This window comes from Rossellomorea sp. FM04394, assembly GCF_041889765.1.
Taxonomy (GTDB): domain Bacteria; phylum Bacillota; class Bacilli; order Bacillales; family Bacillaceae_B; genus Rossellomorea; species Rossellomorea aquimaris_B.
Window position 1 is genome coordinate 2,162,349 of the sequence record NZ_CP168654.1, and the last position, 22,856, is coordinate 2,185,204.

The window sequence follows — 22,856 nt, forward strand, 5'->3', positions numbered from 1 at the left end:
TGGAAGAATATGTTCATTTATAAAAAGATAACAATTGGGCATGTGCTTCACTCCACGTCTCTGTATCTATTTATAACCTATTCAAAAGCCCGGTTAGAGTGAGCGGAATTTGGGATAATACCACAAAAATAGGCTATACATTCCTTTTTCACATACATATATTGATTATGAATTGTAGACAAAATGTAAAGGAGTGGGAACACATATGGTAAATGAGTTTGATGATCTCTCCAGACGATATCACGACCATTATGACGATGAAGAGAATTGTGAAGGAGATCCGGATGAGCAAGATGAGTTGTGCACAGGAGATCCAGATGAGCAAGAGAATTTGTGCATAGGAGATCCTCATGAAACAGATGAGGACTGTGAAGGAGATCCACATGATCAAGACGAATGTTCAGATGATCATGAAAAACCTTGTTCACATGATCATTGTTCAGATCCTGATTTTGACCGCCTACCGTGTAAATCCGTCGAGGGGGTCTTGAATTCAATGTTCCATCTAGGAGATCATCTTGAAGTTTTCTTTGAGGATGAAATGATTGGCTCCGGAGGAACATTTGTGGCAGCTTTCGATAATATCCTCATCTGGATGGATCATAAAGCTAATGTCAATTTCACAGATTTATGCGGTCAGATCAGTGTAAGGAAAATTGGCTCCAAGCGGAAGAAAAACCAGAAACAAAATGATAAAAAACATAAAGATGATAACAAGAACGATAAGAAGCAAAAAGATAAGAAAGAAAAAAAAGAAAAGAAACAAAAGAAAGAAAAAGGTTCACCGAAAACGCATGTAAATAAAGAACAATCTGCCGTTAATGAAGAAGTGCTGAATTTCGTAAAGCTTGAAAAAGAAGAACATGAGACTGAGGAAAGGTCCCAGTTGAATCTCAGTCTTCTACAAGAACACCGGGAAAATGAAATAAACGAAGATGATACTAGCTCAGTAGAAAATTTCCATGCTTCTGATGAAGAATCATTACACCATTCATCTGTTGAAAAGGAAGAGGAAATCAATTTGAATGCAGAAGATGACTCTGATAGTTCAAAATCGGAAGAGGAGTACACTCTGCAATTGGACACAGATGGAGATCATTCTGAGGTTACAGATGCAGATCCCGTCATTGAAAAGTGGACTTTCGAAAATGATACTGATTCAGATGAGGGCACCACCGAAGAAGAAGACAGCGAGATCTCAGAGGAGAACCAGGATCTTTCACTGGTAGATGATGAAGGTGATTCGTCAGGTGAAGACGAGTTGGTTGAAATGTCTGAAAATCAAGATGAGGGTTTACCGATTGGTGAGGAAGTCCCTTTAAAAGATGACTCAGAACCTTCACCTATCAACTCAATGTCAGAAGAAAATAAAGAATAATTAGTTAGTCTAGTAAATGGCTAAAAACGAAATTTTTTTTTGGAATCTAGTTATCTGCCTTTACGCATTTAGCGATTCAGCATAAAAATAGAGTAAATACCGAAAGGGGGAAACATAATGTCTCATTTGTTTAAAGATGGTAGTATGGCAGATTTTCTTAATAAAATTTTATCTCTAGGTGATAAAATTGAGGTCCTGTCTGGTGACGAAGAAATCGAAGAGGGTTCATATGTATACGCAAGCGATAACTTCGTTGTATGGGCTGACGATGACGGCCATATGAACACTTCTAATTTAAATAATGTAACTGTTCGTAAAGTTTAGTGACATTATTTAGAAACACAAAAAATGACTGGATGATCTCCAGTCATTTTTTTTTTGAAAAAGTAAAAATGATAGGTAATAGCCCTATCAAATTCCTTATTTTTTAATATAAATATATAGACTGATGAATCACAAGATAGAAAGGAGGAGGAAATATGGGATTTTCCGATAAACTTAATAAAGTACTCAAGCTTGGTGATAAAATCGAGGTTTTGTCCGGAGCAGAAAAAATTGACTGCGACGGAACATTCATTAAAGCAGAAGATCATTATTTAGTATGGTCTAACGGTAACGGTGACGTTTTATTCACTCACTTGGATAGAGTAACGGTGAAAAAAGTATAATCATTTGAAAAATAAATCGGTTCTGGGGGTAGTACTTTTTTGGGAAAGTACTATCCCCATTTTTTTGGATTTTTTAGGTGCTTGTCCTAAACACTTTCTTTGAAAACGTCCTATCCAATTTTAATTAATGGAAAGAACGTTTTCATCTTTATGATATTCTACTGAGACCTTCATCATGTATGGAACTACTTATGTTTCTTCCAAGCATCATGGAGCTCTGGATTTAAATTCTTGACATGTTCAAGGAACTCGCCTGTTAAACCAAATTTCTTCATCCCTTTAAACAGTTTGGTTGGAACAGGAGAGTCAGATGTAAAAGCCCGCTTGTGATCAATTACTTTGAATTCACCTTCTTCATTCATCAACATATGGCGAACCTCTGTATCCCATCTCGTAAAGCCCAATCTCTTAAACTCTTCCAGAACGAATAAAATCTTTTTAGTCATGTCTTCATCAATGTGACCTTCTCGTTTCATGTGACGGGCAAGGGATATTCCTTCAACAAACTCCATGACAATATAATTATCACCGAATTCATAAAGACGAGGCATAATGGACGAAGTCTGCCCTATTTGCATCGCTTCAAGTTCACGCTGATGTGTTTCTTCTTTAAAGAAGTACTTTACAACTTTGTCATCTGCTACCTTGTAAATTTCTCCATCTTTCCCGTCACCAATCATTTCAAAGGCTGCCAGGTCTTTCTTTGTAATTTTTAAATTTCCGTTAAATAGTTTTTCCACCGGTAATCACCCCTTTACTTGGTAGACATTTATGTTTTTTATATTGTATGGAAATGGATCCCCTTTTGTAACCGAGCCAAATGCTGAAATTTCGTAAAGGAGAAAAGAGTTTAGTAAGAAGCGGTAAGTGAGATAAAAGACTCCTAGAACCCACCCACGACAGATAATGAGCTCTTTAAAGAGATTGGTGAAAAAGGCCGAAAAGCTACTTTAGCTAATCGTCTCCATTTAAAGATTGTAACTATTTCATTCATCGCGCTTATATACCGATTTCCATAACACTTCAACTCCCAACTGAAAAGTACCTCTTATCCTTCATCGCAACTTACTAATATATTATAGTATTGCTTAAATAGTATAGGGCTATCGTTGATTTATGGAACCACAGGATGTTTGTCTACACATACTATCAATAATTCTCATAGACTATAGTAATTCTGTTTAGTTATTCATCATTTGATTAATAGGAATATATTGATATATGAAAAGAAGGTGAGTAAATTGGCATCTAAAAGGGAAGAAAAGCGTAATAAATCCAAGAGGAAAAGCGATCAAAATGAGAGGGATAAAGACTGTAAGAAAAAAAGCGATAAACGGGGAAAGAAAGCAGCTCAAGGAGATTTAGAGACTCAAGCAGTACCGATTATACAAGGTGAAAAGGGTCCTCAAGGAGAACAAGGTCCTCGTGGAGAGGAGGGACTTCAGGGTGTACAAGGGCTTCAAGGAGAGCAGGGACCTCAAGGAGAACAAGGGCTTCGTGGAGAGCAGGGACCTCCAGGGGAACAAGGGCTTCGTGGAGAGCAGGGACCTCAAGGAGAACAAGGGCTTCGTGGTGAGCAAGGGCTTCAAGGAGAGCAAGGTCCTCCAGGAGAACCAGGACCTCAGGGTGAACAAGGTCTTCAAGGAGAGCAGGGACCTCAAGGGGAACAAGGGCTTCGTGGAGAGCAAGGGCTTCGTGGAGAGCAGGGACCTCCAGGGGAACAAGGGCTTCAAGGAGAGCAGGGTCCTCAAGGAGAACAAGGTCCTCGTGGAGAGCAGGGCCCTCAAGGGGAGCAAGGGCTTCGTGGAGAACAAGGGCTTCAAGGTGAGCAGGGACCACAAGGAGAACAAGGTCCTCAAGGACAACCAGGACCTCAGGGTGTACAAGGGCTTCAAGGAGAGCAGGGACCTCCAGGGGAACAAGGACTTCGTGGTGAGCAGGGACCTCCAGGGGAACAAGGGCTTCAAGGAGAGCAGGGTCCTCAAGGAGAACAAGGGCCTAGTGGAGAGCAGGGTCCTAAAGGGGAGCAAGGGCTTCGTGGAGAACAAGGGCTTCAAGGAGAGCAGGGACCTCAAGGAGAACAAGGGCTTCGTGGAGAGCAGGGACCTCAAGGAGAGCAGGGACCTCAAGGAGAACAAGGACTTCGTGGAGAGCAGGGACCTCAAGGAGAGCAGGGACCTCAAGGAGAACAAGGACTTCGTGGAGAGCAGGGACCTCAAGGAGAGCAGGGACCTCAAGGAGAACAAGGACTTCGTGGAGAGCAGGGTCCTCAAGGAGAACAAGGGCTTCCAGGAGAACCGGGACCACAGGGTGTACAAGGTCTTCAAGGAGAATGCACTTGCAGTCGAAAGTACTGTACTGTATATAGAACTGGTGGAGATCTCGTAATACCTGACCAACCTGTTTTTTTTAATCATACTGGGATTAGTTCTGCAGGAGACTTTATTCATACCGGCACTTCTATAATAGTAGTAAACGAGGGAGACTATATAATAAACTATAATGTCGTGTTTACTGGTGGAAAGATTGGGTTTAGTAGAGGAGGAGCATACGCATTATTCTTAAACGGCTCAATAGTAACCTCCAGCAGGTATGGTAACCAGATGGGGATTTTCACAAGTGCTCCTGTTACCCTGGATTCGATTTTTCAAGTCAAGGGAGAAACAATTGTTTCTATACCAGCAGGTGGAATAGTAGAACTTAGAAACATTGGTCATACAGCGGATAATCTCATTAGTAATGTCGATAATACTCCTATTAATAGTGCAGGATTGACTATTTTAAAACTTAATTAATATGAGGTTTTAAGATTAAGAGACATCTAAGACGCTAACCGGAAATCATATTCGGTTAGCGTCTCTTTTTCATGAAGTTAATTCTCTATTTCTTTTTGGTGAGTATTTTCAATGATTTTATTCAGACATAAGGTTCCACTCCTATAAATCAGGGTAAAGATACGGTATACATATTAAAAGGAGGAAATCGGTGTGAAACAAGCCATGCTAATCGTCAACCCCTCTTCAGGGAAGGAAAAAGGTCAGGAATATAGTGATCATGCTCTTGAGACCATAAACGAAATGGGATATGAAACGGAAGTGCGCATGACAGAAGGCGAAGGGGATGCCATGGATTTCGCCAGGGAAGCCTGTGAACGAAAGTTTGATTTTGTCGCAGCCATGGGTGGTGATGGAACAATTAATGAAGCCATTAACGGAATAGCTGAGCAGGAACACCGTCCCCTATTTGGTCTGATCCCGCTTGGAACTGTAAACGATTTCGCACGAGCTTTAAATATTCCAATGGACCCTGAAGATGCCATCGACATATTTAAGCAAAATCATGTACAGAAGACCGATGTCGGAAAAATCAATGACCGATACTTCATCAATATTGTCGCAGTCGGCGCGTTGGCAGAAGCATCGTTCTCCACACCAGTCGAACAGAAGTCGAAGCTCGGTCCTCTTGCATATATAATAGAGGGAATGAAGAAAATGAAGGAGAAGCAGCCGTTCGAGCTCAAGGTCCATTCCGACCATGACTGGGAAGGGGATGCGCTGCTCATGCTTGTTGCCCTGACAAACTCTGTCGGGGGGATGGAAACCATTGCACCCGAGGCTAAAGTGAATGACGGTAAGCTCCATGTCTTTATCATCAAAGACATTGCACTGCCTCATTTTCTGATGCTACTGCCAAAGATTCTTTCAGGAGAACTGGCAGAAAGCGAACACGTCCATTATATGAAAGTCACGAAGCTTACAGCGTCATCCACCTATGAGATGATTGCCAATATCGATGGGGACGAGGGAGATAAGCTGCCAATCACAATAGAAAACCTAAAGCAGCATCTAGACATACTTGTTCCATTTACAGATGAGGAGGAATGTTAAATGAAATTAGAAATAACGCAAACTGCTATAGAAAAACTAAAGGAAATCCCTGATGGCAAAATCATTCAGCTATCACTTGACCGTGGAAGCTGCGATATAGTAAATAATGTTTACGAAATAAAGGTGATAGATAATAGAGAGACTGATCCATCTGAGAAAATCATCCAAACTGATCATTTGGAATTCATCGTTGACGATGACTTCGAAGATGCTTATGAACACGAACTCACGATTGATTTTAAAGATAACTTCTTCGTGTTTAAAAATAAGAATCAGACGTTTAATAATAGGATCGGGCTCCGCTACGCATAAAGAAGGGGGAGAAGAATAATGGTACCTTGTATAGTAATTCTATCCTTTATGTGTTACCATTACTTCTTACAGTAAACAAAGGACGTGACCATTCATGATAAACATTCAGATCCCACAAGCGGATATTTCCATAACGGAACGTAAGCAACCAAGAGACTCAGAAGAACCAAAGATCAAGAGCATCCAGGGCTTCATCGATCTTCACGAAATCCCAAGAGATAAAGGCGGCATCATCTTATTTTATAACATTAACGACGAACTTCTCTTCGTTGGTAAAGCACGAAAACTAAGACAAAGAGTCAAGAAGCATCTTGAAGATACTGTATCACCACTACGTAACCACAGAGATGAAATCTACCGTATCGATGTGGCCATTGTAGAAGACGCTATGGATCGTGACATATACGAAACGTATATCATCAATAAGCTACAAGCAAAATATAATGTAGATAAAGTATTCTACAAATAAACTACAGAAGGTGCCGGGGTCGGATTATGGACACTGGCACCTTTATTGTCTATCTCTATCAAATTTCAAATCTAAAATGCATACTCCGGATTCCACCTCACCAACAACTCTTCCAATACACCAAAATACGTCGTATCTGTCAGGTCCGTCACGCCATAAGACACCGCGCAGTCATTATCAGACCAAGTGATGTTGATCGCCACTATGACAGAAGTTCTCTTCACTCCTGCAATCTCAATATCTACCTGCTGATTCAGCTCAAATGACGTTTTAAAGCTAAGCTCTACTCGTTGAATCGAGGGTGGGGAAGGTGCATCCTCAATATTTACATACTTCTTATGCCGGTCGACAATGTCATAGGTAATGAATGATTTCCCTGGCCTGATCCAGTAGATAATTTGAGTCACTTGTCCTGCTTTTAACGATGTTCCTTTAAAAGCCTCGTGAAATAGATCTTCATATTCAATGACTTCATTCAATTTAATGGGATTGATGGTTCCGTTCACTGATGTACCTCCTCAGTATTGGTCTATAAAAGGTTATAGTTATACTTATTGAAGGAGGATATTTAGTAGAACATATTGTTGTGGAAGTAAATAGTGAAGAAGTAAAAATCATTTCTTTATCAATCAAGAACCTGTTATTTGGTTGTTAATTTATATGTCACAAAATAATCATTTCACATTGTGCGAATTGAATCAGTAGACAACTTCTTCAAGCATATACATCTATAGTAAAGAATCCATTACCCAGATTAATCGGAGGGGGCAGTGTGACGATCTTATCCATCGTGAACTATAGCCTTGAAGGAGGATCCTATGTCTAAACATGAAACGATAATCGTCTTGAACCGACTCATGAAGTTTATTGAAAGCCTCCCCTCTAATCATTACGATACGTTTATCAACGGAGGAGGGAAAATTCAGTTCGTGGAAACAAAGCCGAAAAGTCAGCTGCAATTTGAAAAGCTCAGGGATAAGATCCAAAAAGAAGTGGAGAAGGAAGAAGATGTTGAGTCACTTCTAAAGAAATATTCAAAAAAAGATCTCCACTCATTTTGTGAATATATCAATATCACAACAGGGAATCGAGACACCAAAGAAATCCTCTACAAGAAAATCTCCTGTTTCTTTTCCATGAAGCATAGAAGAGTTCATGAAATAGATCCATTAGAAAGGGTAGCTTTCATACTCCGAGAGTTTGAAAATGTAAAAGAGGCCAAAGACTATTTATGTGGTGAAGAGACAGTAAAGAAAAAAACGGATTTAATGAAACTTGCTAAGTATTTGGAGGTCTACGTTACGCAAAGGCAGACAAAGCAGGCGATAGTTGGTCGGATAGTTGAATCGGTTGTGGGTTCGAAGGAGAGGAGAAAGGCAATTAGGGAAAGAGTATGAATGAGGGTGGTACTACAATACTCTATTATCTTTCTAGAGGATATTAACAATATTAGTGCTTTAAATATTTCTGAAAGAAGAGTTTCTTTATAAATTTTTAATGAATGGAAAAAAGAATAATGTAATCACCATATGGGAGAACTATAACTAAAAAAGTACCCCCAGAGATATGGGGGTACTTTCCTATTTTACCTTTCTAACAAATCGGGCTGCCGAGTTCATTAAAGCCTTCAAATAAATCTTTTAGTTCTTCCACTTCTCCTGGGTCAGTAGGGTCAATGCCTTGTACTAAAGCGATAACTTCGTCAACAGTGTACGGGTAATTAATATTTGGATTAGCAGCATTGAGAAGGGCGGCTACAGATTGACGACCTAATGCATCCAGTCCTCCTCCCCCTTCATTTAGTGCTTCGAATAAGGTTCTGTTTAGAACAAAGAAATCAACACCGAAAACAGTATCATAATCCTGGTCTGGCGTAAAATCTACCCAAAGGTCTACATTATCTTCGTTCCCCCAAAACCCAGGTGAACATCCTTGAAATAATCCCATATTTCATTCCTCCTTATTTTTGATTCCTTATATATATATTAAACATTCAAAATTGTGGACTAGTTGTATGACTTAAATTCATTCCCATTTTCTTATGTTCAATGAGAAATCAAGATGATTTCGTTAGCTTTGGGATAAGCGTACAAGAAAAATAAAGTAGAAAACATACACTACAGAGTAGAGGTAAACAGCAGTATAAAGGAGTCCATTTATTATGAAAGTTTCTACGGGAAAGTACACAAAATATACCATCATGAAGAAAGAACAAGCCCTAGCTCCATATTTACCTAAAACCGAGATGTTGACTTACCGGTCTTTTTCGGATTTACTAGATGAGTTTGGGACTGTTATTGTCAAGCCTACCGCTGGGTTACGTGGAATTGGAGTTATTCAAATCACTTCCATTGAGGGTCACAAATTTGAAATTCATTCTAAATCAACAAAAACAGAAATTGTTGGGAAAGTTCAGGCATTCAACTATCTGAAAGAGAATCATTTGAGCACGAAGAAAAAATACATTGTTCAACAAAGAATTCCATTGGCTTTGATTAAGGAGTGTCTATTTGATATTCGCGTAATGATTCAGCGAAAAAGGAATTCGTCCCAATGGAAGGTAACTGGGATATTGGTAAAAGTGGCAGCTAAGGGATTTGTTGCGACGAATTATGCAAAGGGTGTGATGACCTTGGCAGAAGCGATTGAACAATCTACGCTTACGAACAAAGACACAGATAAGGTGTTGAGTGAACTCAAGGAAGTAGCCCTCAATACTGCCCTAGCCTTACAGGACCCTTACCCAACTAGACGAAGAATAGGTCTTGATATCGGGATCACAAACGATGGACAACTCTTTGTGATCGAAGCGAACCTCACTCCCACGATTTCTATGTTCAATCTTTTAAAGGATAAGTCGATGCTCGAGGAAATCAGGAAATACAGAAGAGGATAGAGCCTTTACACAGTATGGGATTGCGCTATTATGATTGAATGCGTCTCATATTAGCACGATCCATTTATTCCTGTAATGAACTTTAATTACATCATTTATATTGATTAAAAGGCCTGTGCCTATACGTTTACGAAAAGAATGCATATATTTATGAAAAAGGCCCCGTGAATTATGCTTTGGAGGTGAGTTAATGGATGAACAACCGATTGGAATATTGTTATCTACAAAACAATGGAATAATATTATTCGACACCATAAAGAAGAGTCTTATTGCCTTCACTATGTGCAAAAGGCAGAAGAGTTAGGGAATAAGGTCGTGTTCTTTACCCTTGATCACCTGTCATTGCGGAATGATCAAATAAAAAGCTTTGAATACAGAAATGGGCAACTAATAGAAAAAGGGACATTAAAGATCCCTCAAGTGATTTATAATCCAACAAAATACAATAAAAAGAAAAGTATTAAAAAGCTAAGAGAACTTATCCAAACGAAGAAGATTAAAATGATCAATGAACATCATGTGATTAGACAAAAGCGCCTTCTGAAGATCATTGAATCAAATCCGTCTTTAAAAGGGATATCCAATAGAGAAGAGGTCGTGGGCACCCCTCCCTTTATCATAAAAATCGTTTGTCAAAAAGGGAAGGACCTTAACTGGAGAACTCCCTTTCATTATGTAAAGGATATGGATGGTGATCTTTATACACTGGAAGAACTCCATTCCATTACTGGATCATTTTCGTTATCCTCCATTAAGGAGCAAGTTAAGGATATCAGCCACTCTATCTTAGACCTGATTCAGTATTATTATCCAGGCATTTATGAACTTGGACTTCAATTCAGGATGAATAAGAAAGGGCAGCTGAAAATTGATTCTACCGATACCATTCACTCCATTATGAAAGATCTTCAGTTTTGGAGACCGGAGCTATGGAAGGAGATTTTACAATATCCTTTGGAATTAGCCCACTTATACCAGCATCATTCAGAATTAATAAATCCCCATGCCATAATAGAAAAAGATAGTACCATAAAGCAATTTTCAAAAGAAAAGGGTAAGGGCAATGAAGTCATTTGGGTTAAATTTACAGAAGTGGATGAAGTGTCTCATGTGATCAAACTCCCCCTCGATTTATATCAGACAGATTTCGGAGGGCTGTCAGTTTTAAAGTTCGGCGTTAATGAAGAAACGTTCAAATTTATCCCTTATGATGATGTCACTAAGATTCAAGAGAATGCCTATAACAATCCCATTGAGCTATTCATATCCAGCAATCTGATCAGGAAAATGCACATACCACTAGACATGGTGTACCAAATGTCAGCAAGGCAGAATGGTGTGCATATCGGACCGCTTATAGGATTTTTATTGGGAAATAAGAATCAAAGCTATCATTTAAATTATATGGAGAAGTTTAAGGACCGTCTCGGGATGTATGAAAGATTTGGGGGAACCGTGATCGCGTTTTCTTCCCGTTCCATCAATTGGGAGGAGAATGTTGCATACGGCATGGTATACGATCCCAGTGAAGAAGTGTGGAGGTATGGATCTACATCTATACCCTCAGTCATTTACAGGCGGAACTTTCATCAAGACAAACACACCATAGAAAAATTAAAAATCCTCACCAACAACCAACTCTTTAATTCACATCACTTCACAAAGTCCGACTTAACTCAAATGCAAGATGAACCCCAATTAAAAAGACATCTTCCATCTACTTATCTCCTTCAAGACCTGGAAGAAATGATTCGTTTTGTAAAGGAAAAGAATAAAATCATTTTGAAACCTGTCAGCTTATCGCGAGGACGTGGAATATTTATTCTTGAATATAAATCCGAAGTATTCCATCTTCACGAATCCAGCAATAAGCTAAAGCTGTGTCATAGTATTACATCACCACAAGACCTTTACGACAAGCTCTTTGAACTGAATGTTTTCAGTTATCCCTATTTGTATCAAACCTATATTGATTTACTGAAAATAGAAGGGCGGCCCTTTGATGTTCGGGTTGTCATGCAGAAAATCGAAGAGGATAAATGGAAATGCTCAGGGATAGAGTGTCGTGTAGCCGGCATAAATGAAGAATTGACCAATATAGCACGTGGAGGTAAAGCGCTGCATCTAAAAGAAGCCCTTGATCACTCAAATGCTCCTCTATCATATTCATATGCTCACAAGGCAATCGTGGATTTATGTCAACGCTTTTGTGCACTTATGGACCAGAAGGGCGAACATTATGCCGAATTCGGTTTAGATATTGCATTGGACTATAGGAGTTACCCTTGGATATTAGAGGCGAATATCTTTCCGAGCTTTAAAGGTTTCAAGAAGATGGAATATGATACGTATCTTGCCATCCGTTATCAACCGCTATTTTATGCGGTTCATCTTCAGGGATTTCAAGTTGTTCAACCAAAGAAGATATAATTGTATAAACAGGAATGAGTATCCCTATTGACACTGGGTCTTGTTAATCTAAGAAGACTATTCCCATCTATAAAGAAATTGTATCTTTATTCCTAAGTAGTTTGTCCATTCATTTTTGATTTCCAGTCATATAATAATGTAATTCAATTGAAAGGAGGTTTTATGTGATGGGATTAAATTTTCTATGCGATTGTCACGCTTCTGCAGAAGGGGAGGGTTGTTTCTCTATCTGTAATTTTCCATTCAATTTTTTAGTGGATTATTCGTTCAATATCGATATCTGTCGTGAATACTTACCTGACAACAGTACAGTAAATGCAACGTTTTCTGTATCAGGTTGCGAGGAAACATTCATTGCCGCTTTCACTTCCACTGATATCGGAATGCCCCTGTGCACAGTGGATGAGGACGGTGATCAGACGATGACAGTTATGGTAGAAGGAATTGTAACGATTGACGAAGAGACGTTTCCTGTTTCGTTTGAATTAACGTTAAGTGAAAAGGTCCAACAAGTATCCATGCCTATAGAGTTACCATCTATTGGGGTTATTCCTGTTCTGAATGCAACTGTCGTATTCGGTTAGTCGTGGATAGAATATGTAGGAAAATTAATAGATGAAGAAACTTATACTATCATTTATTGATGGGTCTCAAACTTCTCAGGATATAAAAAGGAGAACTTGTGGAAAACAAGTTCTATTTTTTTATCTTATTAAACTTCTTCTATTTGAATATCAAAAAAGAAGCCCTAAAAGCTTCTTTTAGTGAGTTATTTAAAAAAATCGAACACCTTCTCTAAGTCCTTTTCTACCTGTAATTGGTACGCTGGTAAATTTTGTAGTAGTGAGCCTTCATGGTTTTCAATACTGGAGACCTTCGAGAGGATCTGTTCGCTAAAATGAGTTTCGTCCGTAGAAACGACCAGGTGGTCCAATCCTATTGAATTGGCAAAGTCAAAAGTTTTAAAACGGTATCCTAAAGCGACAAATGGAATACCGGCTGTAGCGGAAAGAACGTTTGCATGTAATTTGAAGTTGATTGTAAATTTGGCGTCCTTAATCAAATTTAGTATCCCGTTTTGTTCTAGTAAGTCTGTAATCATATGGACATGCTGTTTATCCTCTATCTTATTATAAAGACTTTTGCATGGTGCGAGATCGCTGACCCAGATAGGATAAATATACACATCATATCCCCTTTCAACCAATTTCTTCGTAACATCTACCATTTCCTGCTCCAGTTTTGCCTCATTTCTCCCGTAAAGTCTTTGATGAGCGGTTCCCCAATTAATCACTACCTTCTTTGAATCCTTATTTTCAGGAAGGTCTTGAAGCATATGAACCAGTAACCCAGGGTCCCCCGTCACTTTAACTTTATCCAGATTGTATCGCCTTGACTGAAAGAATTGATACGTATAATGTCCCCGGATCCCAATGAATTGAGCATGTTGAAAGATGGCTTGAAGCTTAATCCTGAAGTAAGGGTCTTTAAAAATCTTGAATTCATTTTTCCAATTGATTTCTTCTTCGGTCTGCAATCCAAGTTTTATGAGTTCCCTTTTTTCCAGCCAATCGATTCCGCTCCCCCAAATGAATATTCGAATATTCTTATGCCATTTTACGGCTTTATAAAGAATATTGACATAGTCCGGTATTAATAGGGAGCCGCCGCCTAAAACGATACTGTCAAAGTAATGGAGATAGGGTTTATTCCGTTTAAGCCGTCTGAGTACCTTCCGTGTGGAGGGGATTAATTTGTATTTTGTGGTGTCTGCTTTTTTCCTGAACTTTTCTCTGAATAAATCATACATTAATTCGTCACCGATATTTTTGTGACCAAGCCAGCCTAAATATAAAATTTTCTCCATTCAATCACCTTCCTTAATTAATAGTAGCTAAACACTAGCAAAATAATAAATCTTTATAGTATATGGATAAGCTTTGATACGGTTTGTACATTCATGGAATTTAAACCCTATTTAGAAGAAAGTTGCATTGAATCTACTCATTTTCATATAAAAGACCATTTATATTTGACAAGCCTGTTGTAAACAACCACACAATTCGGTACAAGTTGAATAGTCTGTAAGTAGTGATGTCAGGAAAGATCATTAACGCTTCGAAGAAAAAAGGAGGAAATTCATGTGGAAGAAAAAAAGGAGATGAATGAAAATCATGGTATTTCCATTGTTGCTTGTACAAATAAACAGTGGTTTATGGATAACATCTTTACAAATTATGAGCGCCAGCTGTTACGGGAAAAAGAACTCATCATCATACTAAATAGCGATTCATTGAAATTAGAAGAGTGGAAAGAAAGAGCATCCCATTATGAAAACGTCCAAGTGTATCAGCTTCCGGAAAAGAACTCATTGGGAAGCTGTCTGAACTACGGTACCCATAAGGCGAAATATAAATATGTGGCAAAATGGGACGATGATGATCATTATGGTAGTTACTTTTTAGCGGAAGCATTAAAAGCCTTCGAGGAAACAAATGCGGATATTGTTGGAAAGTGGTCAGGATATATATATTTTTCCAACACAAGGGAATTAAGACTCCGACACTTTGGCTTCGAATATAAATGGGTGAAAAAAGTATTGGGCGGAACTATAGTCGCAAAGAAGTCAGTTATTCACCATGTGCCTTTTCAAAATCGTTCATTGGGCGAGGACACGTCATTTCTAAAAAGTGCCAGGGCGAAAGGTTATCGGATCTACTCTACCAGTAGAAATAACTATTGCTATATCAGAAGAGATTCGAGCAAGCATACATGGCAGCCAAGAATCAGGTATTTATTTAGGACTTCTAAAAGGGTCTGCTTCACAGAAAACTATAGAGAGATAGTGGATATCGAGAGGAGATACAAGCATTTTCCGGACAAGAAAGGAGAGGGGTAGCATGAAAGGAATTATTATGGCAGGTGGAAGAGGGACGAGATTGAGCCCGTTGACGAAGTCTATTTCAAAAGCGTTACTCCCCATATACGATAAACCGATGATTTACTATCCCCTTTCCACTCTGATGCTGGCAGGTGTGAGGGAGATTCTAATCATTACGACACCTTATGATCAAGATAGATTTATGAAGATGCTTGGAGATGGATCCCACTTAGGACTGCACATTCAATACAAAGTCGAGAAGGAGCCAAAGGGAATTGCCAATGCTTTTCTTATCGGAGAAGAGTTCATCGGAAATGACCATGTCATGTTGATCCTTGGGGATAATATATTCTATGGAGAATGCCTTAGCAATCGATTAGAAAATGCCTTTCAATTTAAAAGCGGTGCAACGCTGTTTTGCTTTCAGGTAGACGAGCCTCAAAGATACGGTATTGTAGAGCTTGATCAGAATAATAAAGCGATAACCATCGAAGAAAAGCCCGCTGTCCCTAAATCGAACTATGCACTGACAGGGTTATATGTCTATGATCAGCGAGCCGTTGAAGTCGCAAAAAAAATACAGCCCTCGGTCAGAGGTGAACTAGAAATCACGGATATAAATAACGTGTATTTGGGGATGGGGGAGGTCAATGTGGAAATTCTGCAGGAGAGCTTCGCGTGGTTTGATGCCGGTACTCATCCCTCTATATTGGAAGCAGCCCAATTCATTGAAACCATAGAAAGGAATCTTGGGAGGAAAATAGGCTGTATTGAAGAAATCGCCTTTCGGGAGGGATTTATCTCCAAGGAGCAGTTCATACAGCTGGCAAATGAAAACGGGAAGAGTGAGTATGGCAGATATCTTAAAAATCTTGTCACCAGATTATAAAACTTAATCCCTCCTAACGTGAATCATAGAGTAGAACAATAAATAAGATAAAAGGAAGAGTTCAATAAGGAGTGAGAAACGTGAGCGAAGAGCATGAAATAGCGATTTCTGAAGGGATCTCTATCATTGCAGCGACTAATCGAGACGATTGTATGGAAAACCTATTTGCCAATTATGAGAACCAGCAGTGGGGAAAAAAGGAGCTTATCATCCTATTAAACAAGGACTCTATGGATTTGGGGCATTGGTTGAAGAAAGCCTCAGAGTACCCTGAAGTATCCGTATTTCAGCTACCTGAAGAGATGACCTTGGGAAAATGCTTGAATATCGGTGTGACAAAAGCAAAATACCCTTATATAGCGAAAATGGATGACGATGATTATTACGGTCCCCTTTATTTATCGGAAGCCATGGCTACTATGAAGAAGTTTAATGCTGGGGTCGTCGGAAAGAGAACATGCTTTATGTATATGATTGATCAGAAGGAGTTAAGGCTGCGTTTTCCAGGCCGTGAAATGAAAAGGGTCCATGTTCCCCAGGGGGCTACTATCTTTACGACCAAAAGGCTTCTGAAACTCATCCCATTTGGAAATAAAAACGTAGGGGAATGCTTACATTTTCTTAAAAGATGTAAAGCGGCTGGCTACAAAATATGCTCCTCCAGCCGATATCATTATGCCATCATGAGGAAGGAAACCCATTCCCATACATGGCGCCCATCAAGACGATATCTATATAGAACCTCACGTAAAATCGCCATAACACATGATTATAAGAAGTTTGTGGATAAACACAAGTAAAATACATCACCTGCCCATACCATGCGTGAATTATTTGAATATAGTTGTGATAAAAAGCCTCTTATATTTCTGCATTACACCCACCTTCTTCCTTCTGATTTTCATTGAACCTGTGGCTTCGTTTGTTTTTGATAGACCCTCGATTCTTTTCTAACATGAAGGCAAGTGATAATAAAACCTGATGGGAGGGGAAGACCCTTGAAAAAATATATAGGTATTATGGTGGGGACAGTTGTATTCAATGGGATAAAAAAAGGAAAAACCTATTATGAGAATCTATCTTTTTATGAGGAAGCAGGGGAACATTATAATCTGATTCCTTGTTATTTTCGATTCCAGGACATTGAGCCAGGTGTAGATACAATCATGGCATATGTGTTAAGTGAGGAAGGAACATATATTCTAACTCCAATTCCAAAACCCCCGATTATCCATAACCGAACATTTACAGGAAAAGTTTCAGCAAAAAAGAAAATGAGGAAATTAAAAGAAGAGGGAATTGTCTTCTTTAATGAGAAAAATCGTTATAAGAAAATAAGGATCAATAACATCCTCAGGAGGAATAAGAAGTTGGTTCCCCATATACCTGAAACGGTTAAAGCCAGTAAGGAAAATCTTCAGATGATGATGGATAAATACGATGAACTCATCATCAAACCGAATAGCGGCTCGCTGGGCATCGGAATAGCCAAATTGTCGAGGCTTTCTGATCAAGAATGGGAATTCTCATATCGACGACAGAAGGAAATGGTAAAGGAGCGGTTTTCGATTACATGGCCGTTCTTTCTGTTAAAGCTAATTGCAAATCCCCGTACAATCATCCAAAAGCGAATCCCCCTTGCGAAAAGTAAGGGAGGAGTGTTCGACCTGAGGGTATCGGTACAAAAAAATGATTCAGGTGAATGGCAGATGACAGGTGTTGTGGGGAAGGTAGCAAAAAAAGATTGGTACTTAACGAATGTAGCCCGTGGAGGATCGTGTTACTCCTTACCTGAATTACTCCAGGATTTGCCTCATCTTAAGGAAGATCAAGTATTTGAAGATATAAAACGATTATCACTGAATGTCGCTTTGCAACTGGAAAAAGAGCTTCCAAAGATGGCAGATTTGGGCCTCGATATCGGCTTGACCAATGAAGGGTTTCCAATGTTCATTGAATGCAACGGAAGAGATTTAAGAGTGACCTTCAGAAACGCCGACATGCAGGAAGAATGGAAGAAGACTCATGCCACGCCGATAGGGTATGCTTCTTTTCTTTACGAAAAACGAGGTTCATCATGATGGAACCGACTCATTAGGGTCGGTTTTTTTGTGGGAAGATTCAATGCTGACAAACTATAGGAATACATTAAAATAAATGGACTCTTGATACTGAAATAGAAATGGGCGGGACAGCATGAACACTATCGTTTTTATAGGAAGTCATAAGTCAGGTACCAGTAGAGAAGCCTTAAAAGTATCCAAAGAGATGGGATATGTGACGGTTTTAATAACGGATCGATCTAACCTCATAAGCCAAAAGGATGAGTTCCCTGAGGTGGATGAAATGTTATACATGGAAAACCTCTTGAATAAGGGCGAACTTTTAAATATTTTACATTCGTTACAACAACTTGGCCATCACCTCTCTGCATGCTTAAGCTTTATTGATCCCTTTGTTTCATATGCAAGCAGGATTTCCACTGAATTAGGGTTATTTCCTGCGTCTGTAGAAGCCCTATCCATTATGGAAAACAAAGCAAATGTCCGTAAGCACCTTCACCATCTCCCCAGTTCTCTGTCTTATTCTATGCTTGCCATGAACGAATCAATGTCTGATTTCAATCTAGGTCAGAGAGATGTATGGCCTCTCATAATAAAACCTTCTAAATCAAATGGGTCGAAAAATATCATGCTGGCAAAGACGCTGAGAGAACTTTCGGAGGGGATAAACCTCTTAAGGAGGAAGCATCCAGATATGAATCTAATGATAGAAGAATTTGTAAATGGTCCCCAATACTTGATGGAAGTGTTGGTATACAAGCAGGAAGTAAATATTATTGCCGTAGTGGAACAAGAGGTCGGATCAAATTTCATTATCACAGGATATGCCTATCCAGCTAAACTGGACCCTCAAGAGTTTCAGTCCCTTCATAATAGCATCCTTGAAATCGTAGAATGTATAGGGCTCGAAAATGGATCTTGTCATTTGGAAATGAGAAAAGCAAAAGGGGGATGGAAGCTTATTGAAATGAACCCACGAATGTCCGGAGCTGCAATGAATCGGTTGATTAAGGAAGGAACAGGCATCAATCTGGTCAGGGAAATCATTAAGGTAAATCTCGGGCTGCCTCCCAAAACCTCACCTGCATTCACAAAACCCGTCTACGCGAAGTATGTGACGGTGAATTCCGCTGGAAGACTTTTGAAGGTGACAGGAAGGAATCGTGCATCATCACATGATGGTGTGAAATACGTATACGTGAAACCGAAAAAAGGGAGCGTATTGGTTCCCCCAAAATCAATGGGGAATCGATATGCTTGTGTTATAGCTGCTGCTGATTCCATTAAAGCTGCAAAGGAAATCGCCATAAAGGCAGCCAAGGAATTGAGGTTTTTTCTAGAGCCATTATAGGGGGAGATAAAATGGTGCTCGTAGGAATGCTTCATTACCGCAAGCGTCCACATGATGTAAAAAAGGCCTATGCATACGCAGCAGTTGCAAAGATGGAAGGGATTTCGTTCTTTTATTTTTCTTATCAACAAGTGGATTTTGATGAGAAGGTGATACAGGGTTGGATATATGAAGATGGGCAATGGATCCAAAAGAAAATGGGATTTCCTGATGTCGTCATCAATAGCAGCAGTCCGAAAACAAAAAGGCAATCGTCAATCCTTAAACGTCTCAAAAATATGACCATACTGACCAGTCATTCTGTAGGGAATAAAATGACAGTATATCAAAAGGTGATGAAGGGAGAGAAGTTCAAATCTTATCTGATACCCTCTTTAAAGCTGAAAGGCGTACAAGAAGTCCATGACTTATTTCGTGATCATTCAAAACTTGTCATCAAGCCTTTTTCAGGAAATCATGGGAGAGATGTCATTTTTTTAGAAAAAGATTCAGATCATTTCCTGTTGATGGAAGGTATTCATACTCAAAAATATCAACGTGAAGAATTCAATAATTGGATTCAACAGTTAATTAAAGACAGGAAATTTTTAATTCAGCCCTTTGTATCATGTCTAACACAAGCCGGATTAACGTACGACTTCAGAATCCATGTGCAGAAGAATGGGCAAGGTCAGTGGGAAACCAACCTGATTTATCCAAGAATCAGTGGAAACGGAAAAAAAATCAGCAATATCAGCGGTGGCGGGTATCGAGGTGAATGGATTCCATTTTTGAAGGAGGAGTTTGGAGATGAGGCAGAAAGATTAAAAAGAAGCCTTGAAACCTTTGCGGCAGCATTTCCTCCTCACTTCGAAACGCTTTATCCCTATTCATTCGATGAATTGGGGATTGACGTAGGAATTGGTCAAAATTTAAGGCTATGGATTTTTGAAGTGAATTGGAGACCCGGCTCCAGGCATCGTGAGTTTGAAGTGGCCAAAAGGATGCTGCCATATTGTCTGTACTTGAAAAATGGGTCCGGTAAGTAGTTCCATTCTGTGATCCTCAATGCACCAATCATGCCTTGTATTTATAAACTATAGGTAAAGGACAGATTGGAGTGAGGGACTTGGAAAAAGAAAGTGGGATGCCGAATGCTAAATGTATATGCACTGCCCTTAATGAATTGAAAAAGTTGCAGGATTATATAAATCATTCCGAGACTCCTTATTTCGGAAAATTACTTTCAATTTTAGTCGGGGTTGATACGATTCCTTTTACATTATTCAAGAAAGACGGACCGCTGATCATAACCGGATGTGAAAAAGAAAAGGCAGAGGAGTGTTTTACAACAAGCTATTTCCGACTTGAAAAATTGGATGAGGATACGTGCTGTGCCACCGTTTCGCTCCTACGACCATTGGATATTTACGGTGAGGACGTAGAGTCCATGTGTGAGGTCATGAAACTAATTAAAACATCGACATGTGTTGAGATTGACCTTGACTGTATTTGTGCGATTCAATGTGTTGACTTGGCCTTATTAAAACGCATCATCATTGTTGAGCCGAAGTGGTAATAAGCCGGAACATTAATAATATTACACTTTCATAATAATAGTGGAGAATATTTAGGGAGATGATGTTAAAATAAGGAGGGTTGATTACATATCAGGAATTATACATGGTAAGGTTTGATGTGAAGGTTATTCATAATACGAAAACAAAGAAGATATTTTTATGCCAGCCGGTCAATATTCACAAAAGAAGTATTTTAGCAGAGAAGCGTCTGGGTAAAACCCAAAAAAGAGACCCGCCAGAAAAACGAATCTCTTTTTATACGATTTTATTTTAAATAAACTTTGGAAAAGCCAATGGAATCATCAGTCATTACATACATATGCACCTGTTCGAGAGTGTTTATCAAAGCATCTGATAAAACGTTTTTTGAATAGGCACAGACAGAAAGTAAACCTTCTTGTAAGACGTAATCATCTGCAATGGACTCAAATTTTTTGAGTACTTCAGCATCTGGTTCAGTAGAGGTCCACTCGACATTAGCCCAGGTTCTGATGGAAGTATTAAGGATTTTGATAGTGGCAATATCTTTTTTGAAATGATTAAGAATATTCTGAGTATTAAAGTCACCATTTAAAAAATAGTAATCAAAGTTATCAACTAAATAAATGGAGGATCGCTGTTCAACACTAAATATTCTGTTTATTCTATTTTTGACCTTGTTGATGTTTCTCATGCTCTCGATGATCAGCATATGTTGATTATTCTCCAATCCAGAGCGAATAAATAACATCAGGTTGTTAAGGTAGGCTTCTTCTGCCTGAAATTGATAAAAGACATGGCCTTTTTCTAACGTTACTAATTTAACTTCATTTAACGCTTCCATAACCTCACCTCTCATCCATTGGAAACCAGATTTTCAATGGCCGGAATTCCTAAGCCTTCAGAAATTTGATTAATTTAAGCATAACATACCAATTTAACAATCCATACAAATTAATTAGTTGAATGTTTGAAAGATGATAATAATTACTGAAAGGAACCTTCATCCTATGGATATTTATTTTACAAAGCTAATCCAACCTGATACATCAATATTAGAATCATTAAACAAATGGGAAAACAACCCGGAATTAATTCCGTTAACCCGCCCAAATAAAAATCAGGAAGCATTGGACCAACGGGGGAATTTGACATTACTGGATTTAAAACAACGTTTAGAACATCATCATATATACCTTATCCACCTTAATAACCGGTTGATAGGAGAAATGAATTACATGGTCGACCCTGAGCATCTTTATAAAAAGGAAAAAGGAACTGCCTGGATCGGTATAACGATTGGTGAATCTGAAGGGCGTGGAAAAGGAATTGGTAAAGAGGCAATAAACTACTTAGAACATCAGGTTAGAAAGGAAGGACTTAAACGAATAGAATTGGGAGTATTTGAGTTCAATACTAATGCTCGAAAGCTTTATCAAAAACTTGGCTATCAGGAAATAGGCCGGATTGCAGACTTTACTTATTGGAACAGTAAAAAGTGGTCTGATATTCGGATGGAAAAGTATTTAATAGAAGATTGAAATAATGTAAATCGAGTAAAAAGAAGGCAAGGATGAAAAATTCGGTGCAGATGAAAATTAGTAAGAGGCTGGGACAAAAGTGTTTTAGTCTAAGTGAAACCCGAACCAATCCGCTTCTTAGAGGCAGATTGGTTCGGGTTTATTATTTATTTTGGTCCATTTGATTTTAGCAGGATCCAGCGGTTGATTGGAGTGCAAGACGGAGACTCCTGCGGGAAAAGTAGCTTATGTGAGACTTGTCCAGCTATAGGGCTTAGAGGCAAATGTCATAAGTCTGATCGTCCCTGAAGGCAAAGAACACCTTCAAGGCCGCTCCGCCTTATGCCAACCGCCTCTGAGCGAAGCCCTTCCGCTTTTCTACCCGCAGGCTTGCCGAGGATGCTCACGGGCTACCCGCGGAAAGCGTAGTCTTGCACGGAAATCATTAGCGATATTAAGAACCTACACTTCTATTGTTCGTATTTATTTGGTGATTTTTTAGTTTTGTCCCAGCCTCTTACTTTATTTGCTTTTAGAAGATGAATGAGCAAAAGCGTAAAGCAGTACATGAAT

Annotated in this window: 25 protein-coding genes; 20 read left to right on the plus strand and 5 right to left on the minus strand. The window is 39.0% G+C overall.

Annotation, left to right across the window (positions count from 1 at the left end; translation table 11 throughout):
* Window positions 1–205: 205 nt before the first annotated feature.
* The 3 genes from ACCB35_RS10740 (at window position 206) to ACCB35_RS10750 (ending at window position 2,046) form a co-directional block, all read left to right on the plus strand.
* Window positions 206–1,378, plus strand: coding sequence for a hypothetical protein (locus ACCB35_RS10740; RefSeq protein ID WP_374056852.1), 1,173 nt, complete (start codon window positions 206–208; stop codon window positions 1,376–1,378).
* Between the two features lie 117 nt (window positions 1,379–1,495).
* Window positions 1,496–1,702, plus strand: a complete 207-nt coding sequence (locus ACCB35_RS10745) for a hypothetical protein (protein WP_044337159.1) — start codon at window positions 1,496–1,498, stop codon at window positions 1,700–1,702.
* 155 nt (window positions 1,703–1,857) lie between these two features.
* A complete protein-coding gene (locus tag ACCB35_RS10750) occupies window positions 1,858–2,046 on the plus strand; it encodes a hypothetical protein (protein ID WP_044337158.1) in 189 nt (62 codons plus the stop codon).
* Between the two features lie 185 nt (window positions 2,047–2,231).
* Here ACCB35_RS10750 and ACCB35_RS10755 read toward each other — a convergent pair whose 3' ends face one another.
* On the minus strand, window positions 2,232–2,786 hold the full coding sequence (locus ACCB35_RS10755) for a kinase (RefSeq protein ID WP_374056853.1): 555 nt from the start codon (window positions 2,784–2,786) through the stop codon (window positions 2,232–2,234).
* Window positions 2,787–3,438: 652 nt separating this feature from the next.
* Here ACCB35_RS10755 and ACCB35_RS10760 point away from each other — a divergent pair.
* The 5 genes from ACCB35_RS10760 to ACCB35_RS10780 all read left to right on the plus strand — a co-directional run bounded on the left by ACCB35_RS10760 (window position 3,439) and on the right by ACCB35_RS10780 (window position 6,714).
* Complete coding sequence (locus ACCB35_RS10760; RefSeq protein WP_374056854.1) at window positions 3,439–4,434, plus strand: hypothetical protein; 996 nt, start codon at window positions 3,439–3,441, stop codon at window positions 4,432–4,434.
* A gap of 119 nt (window positions 4,435–4,553) precedes the next feature.
* Window positions 4,554–4,841 (plus strand): hypothetical protein, encoded by a 288-nt coding sequence (locus ACCB35_RS10765; protein ID WP_374056855.1) that lies wholly within the window; start codon window positions 4,554–4,556, stop codon window positions 4,839–4,841.
* Between the two features lie 192 nt (window positions 4,842–5,033).
* The gene (locus tag ACCB35_RS10770; RefSeq protein WP_374056856.1) at window positions 5,034–5,933 is read left to right on the plus strand and encodes a diacylglycerol kinase family protein; all 900 of its coding nucleotides are present in this window, start codon (window positions 5,034–5,036) and stop codon (window positions 5,931–5,933) included.
* Window positions 5,934–6,245 carry an iron-sulfur cluster biosynthesis family protein gene (locus ACCB35_RS10775; RefSeq protein WP_374056857.1) on the plus strand — a complete coding sequence of 104 codons (312 nt, stop codon included), beginning with the start codon at window positions 5,934–5,936 and terminating at the stop codon, window positions 6,243–6,245.
* Window positions 6,246–6,339: 94 nt separating this feature from the next.
* Entirely contained in the window at window positions 6,340–6,714 is a 375-nt protein-coding gene (locus tag ACCB35_RS10780) for a nucleotide excision repair endonuclease (RefSeq protein ID WP_374056858.1), read from the plus strand.
* A 71-nt stretch (window positions 6,715–6,785) separates the two neighbouring features.
* Here the strand turns inward: ACCB35_RS10780 and ACCB35_RS10785 are convergent, their stop codons facing one another.
* Window positions 6,786–7,220 (minus strand): hypothetical protein, encoded by a 435-nt coding sequence (locus ACCB35_RS10785; RefSeq protein WP_374056859.1) that lies wholly within the window; start codon window positions 7,218–7,220, stop codon window positions 6,786–6,788.
* Between the two features lie 351 nt (window positions 7,221–7,571).
* Here ACCB35_RS10785 and ACCB35_RS10790 point away from each other — a divergent pair, with 351 nt between their 5' ends.
* The gene (locus tag ACCB35_RS10790; RefSeq protein WP_374056860.1) at window positions 7,572–8,111 is read left to right on the plus strand and encodes a hypothetical protein; all 540 of its coding nucleotides are present in this window, start codon (window positions 7,572–7,574) and stop codon (window positions 8,109–8,111) included.
* 196 nt (window positions 8,112–8,307) lie between these two features.
* Here the strand turns inward: ACCB35_RS10790 and ACCB35_RS10795 are convergent, their stop codons facing one another.
* Window positions 8,308–8,661, minus strand: a complete 354-nt coding sequence (locus ACCB35_RS10795) for a hypothetical protein (RefSeq protein WP_374056861.1) — start codon at window positions 8,659–8,661, stop codon at window positions 8,308–8,310.
* Between the two features lie 214 nt (window positions 8,662–8,875).
* On the opposite strand from ACCB35_RS10795, the gene ACCB35_RS10800 reads away from it, so the two are divergent.
* The 3 genes from ACCB35_RS10800 to ACCB35_RS10810 all read left to right on the plus strand — a co-directional run bounded on the left by ACCB35_RS10800 (window position 8,876) and on the right by ACCB35_RS10810 (window position 12,625).
* Window positions 8,876–9,610, plus strand: coding sequence for a YheC/YheD family protein (locus ACCB35_RS10800; protein WP_374056862.1), 735 nt, complete (start codon window positions 8,876–8,878; stop codon window positions 9,608–9,610).
* 190 nt (window positions 9,611–9,800) lie between these two features.
* Window positions 9,801–12,041, plus strand: coding sequence for a YheC/YheD family protein (locus ACCB35_RS10805; protein ID WP_374056863.1), 2,241 nt, complete (start codon window positions 9,801–9,803; stop codon window positions 12,039–12,041).
* Between the two features lie 167 nt (window positions 12,042–12,208).
* Complete coding sequence (locus tag ACCB35_RS10810) at window positions 12,209–12,625, plus strand: hypothetical protein (RefSeq protein ID WP_374056864.1); 417 nt, start codon at window positions 12,209–12,211, stop codon at window positions 12,623–12,625.
* 185 nt (window positions 12,626–12,810) lie between these two features.
* Here ACCB35_RS10810 and ACCB35_RS10815 read toward each other — a convergent pair whose 3' ends face one another.
* Window positions 12,811–13,908 (minus strand): polysaccharide pyruvyl transferase family protein, encoded by a 1,098-nt coding sequence (locus ACCB35_RS10815; RefSeq protein ID WP_374056865.1) that lies wholly within the window; start codon window positions 13,906–13,908, stop codon window positions 12,811–12,813.
* Window positions 13,909–14,184: 276 nt separating this feature from the next.
* Between ACCB35_RS10815 and ACCB35_RS10820 the strand changes: the two genes are divergently transcribed.
* The 7 genes from ACCB35_RS10820 to ACCB35_RS10850 all read left to right on the plus strand — a co-directional run bounded on the left by ACCB35_RS10820 (window position 14,185) and on the right by ACCB35_RS10850 (window position 20,783).
* Window positions 14,185–14,940: a glycosyltransferase family 2 protein gene (locus ACCB35_RS10820; protein ID WP_374056866.1), complete on the plus strand. Its 756-nt coding sequence runs from the start codon at window positions 14,185–14,187 to the stop codon at window positions 14,938–14,940.
* A gap of 1 nt (window position 14,941) precedes the next feature.
* Window positions 14,942–15,811, plus strand: a complete 870-nt coding sequence (rfbA, locus tag ACCB35_RS10825; RefSeq protein WP_374056867.1) for a glucose-1-phosphate thymidylyltransferase RfbA — start codon at window positions 14,942–14,944, stop codon at window positions 15,809–15,811.
* Between the two features lie 80 nt (window positions 15,812–15,891).
* Window positions 15,892–16,611: a glycosyltransferase family 2 protein gene (locus tag ACCB35_RS10830; protein ID WP_374056868.1), complete on the plus strand. Its 720-nt coding sequence runs from the start codon at window positions 15,892–15,894 to the stop codon at window positions 16,609–16,611.
* Between the two features lie 198 nt (window positions 16,612–16,809).
* Window positions 16,810–17,892 (plus strand): YheC/YheD family protein, encoded by a 1,083-nt coding sequence (locus tag ACCB35_RS10835; RefSeq protein ID WP_374056869.1) that lies wholly within the window; start codon window positions 16,810–16,812, stop codon window positions 17,890–17,892.
* Window positions 17,893–18,007: 115 nt separating this feature from the next.
* Window positions 18,008–19,225 (plus strand): ATP-grasp domain-containing protein, encoded by a 1,218-nt coding sequence (locus ACCB35_RS10840; protein ID WP_374056870.1) that lies wholly within the window; start codon window positions 18,008–18,010, stop codon window positions 19,223–19,225.
* Between the two features lie 11 nt (window positions 19,226–19,236).
* Window positions 19,237–20,253, plus strand: coding sequence for a YheC/YheD family protein (locus ACCB35_RS10845; RefSeq protein ID WP_374056871.1), 1,017 nt, complete (start codon window positions 19,237–19,239; stop codon window positions 20,251–20,253).
* 80 nt (window positions 20,254–20,333) lie between these two features.
* Window positions 20,334–20,783, plus strand: a complete 450-nt coding sequence (locus ACCB35_RS10850) for a CotY/CotZ family spore coat protein (protein WP_374056872.1) — start codon at window positions 20,334–20,336, stop codon at window positions 20,781–20,783.
* A gap of 266 nt (window positions 20,784–21,049) precedes the next feature.
* On the opposite strand, the gene ACCB35_RS10855 is transcribed toward ACCB35_RS10850, so the two are convergent.
* A complete protein-coding gene (locus tag ACCB35_RS10855) occupies window positions 21,050–21,607 on the minus strand; it encodes an MEDS domain-containing protein (RefSeq protein ID WP_374056873.1) in 558 nt (185 codons plus the stop codon).
* A 166-nt stretch (window positions 21,608–21,773) separates the two neighbouring features.
* Between ACCB35_RS10855 and ACCB35_RS10860 the strand changes: the two genes are divergently transcribed.
* The gene (locus ACCB35_RS10860) at window positions 21,774–22,304 is read left to right on the plus strand and encodes a GNAT family N-acetyltransferase (protein ID WP_374056874.1); all 531 of its coding nucleotides are present in this window, start codon (window positions 21,774–21,776) and stop codon (window positions 22,302–22,304) included.
* Window positions 22,305–22,856 lie beyond the last annotated feature (552 nt).

Bases quoted from the DNA above. Each gene is read 5' to 3' on its own strand.
- ACCB35_RS10750 (WP_044337158.1), top strand. From the start codon at position 1,858: ATGGGATTTTCCGATAAACTTAATAAAGTACTCAAGCTTGGTGATAAA.
- ACCB35_RS10740 (WP_374056852.1), top strand. From the start codon at position 206: ATGGTAAATGAGTTTGATGATCTCTCCAGACGATATCACGACCATTAT.
- ACCB35_RS10860 (WP_374056874.1), top strand. From the start codon at position 21,774: ATGGATATTTATTTTACAAAGCTAATCCAACCTGATACATCAATATTA.
- ACCB35_RS10855 (WP_374056873.1), bottom strand. From the start codon at position 21,607: ATGGAAGCGTTAAATGAAGTTAAATTAGTAACGTTAGAAAAAGGCCAT.
- ACCB35_RS10780 (WP_374056858.1), top strand. From the start codon at position 6,340: ATGATAAACATTCAGATCCCACAAGCGGATATTTCCATAACGGAACGT.
- ACCB35_RS10840 (WP_374056870.1), top strand. From the start codon at position 18,008: ATGAACACTATCGTTTTTATAGGAAGTCATAAGTCAGGTACCAGTAGA.
- ACCB35_RS10795 (WP_374056861.1), bottom strand. From the start codon at position 8,661: ATGGGATTATTTCAAGGATGTTCACCTGGGTTTTGGGGGAACGAAGAT.
- ACCB35_RS10800 (WP_374056862.1), top strand. From the start codon at position 8,876: ATGAAAGTTTCTACGGGAAAGTACACAAAATATACCATCATGAAGAAA.
- ACCB35_RS10745 (WP_044337159.1), top strand. From the start codon at position 1,496: ATGTCTCATTTGTTTAAAGATGGTAGTATGGCAGATTTTCTTAATAAA.
- ACCB35_RS10805 (WP_374056863.1), top strand. From the start codon at position 9,801: ATGGATGAACAACCGATTGGAATATTGTTATCTACAAAACAATGGAAT.
- ACCB35_RS10845 (WP_374056871.1), top strand. From the start codon at position 19,237: ATGGTGCTCGTAGGAATGCTTCATTACCGCAAGCGTCCACATGATGTA.
- rfbA (WP_374056867.1), top strand. From the start codon at position 14,942: ATGAAAGGAATTATTATGGCAGGTGGAAGAGGGACGAGATTGAGCCCG.
- ACCB35_RS10810 (WP_374056864.1), top strand. From the start codon at position 12,209: ATGGGATTAAATTTTCTATGCGATTGTCACGCTTCTGCAGAAGGGGAG.
- ACCB35_RS10775 (WP_374056857.1), top strand. From the start codon at position 5,934: ATGAAATTAGAAATAACGCAAACTGCTATAGAAAAACTAAAGGAAATC.
- ACCB35_RS10790 (WP_374056860.1), top strand. From the start codon at position 7,572: ATGAAGTTTATTGAAAGCCTCCCCTCTAATCATTACGATACGTTTATC.
- ACCB35_RS10815 (WP_374056865.1), bottom strand. From the start codon at position 13,908: ATGGAGAAAATTTTATATTTAGGCTGGCTTGGTCACAAAAATATCGGT.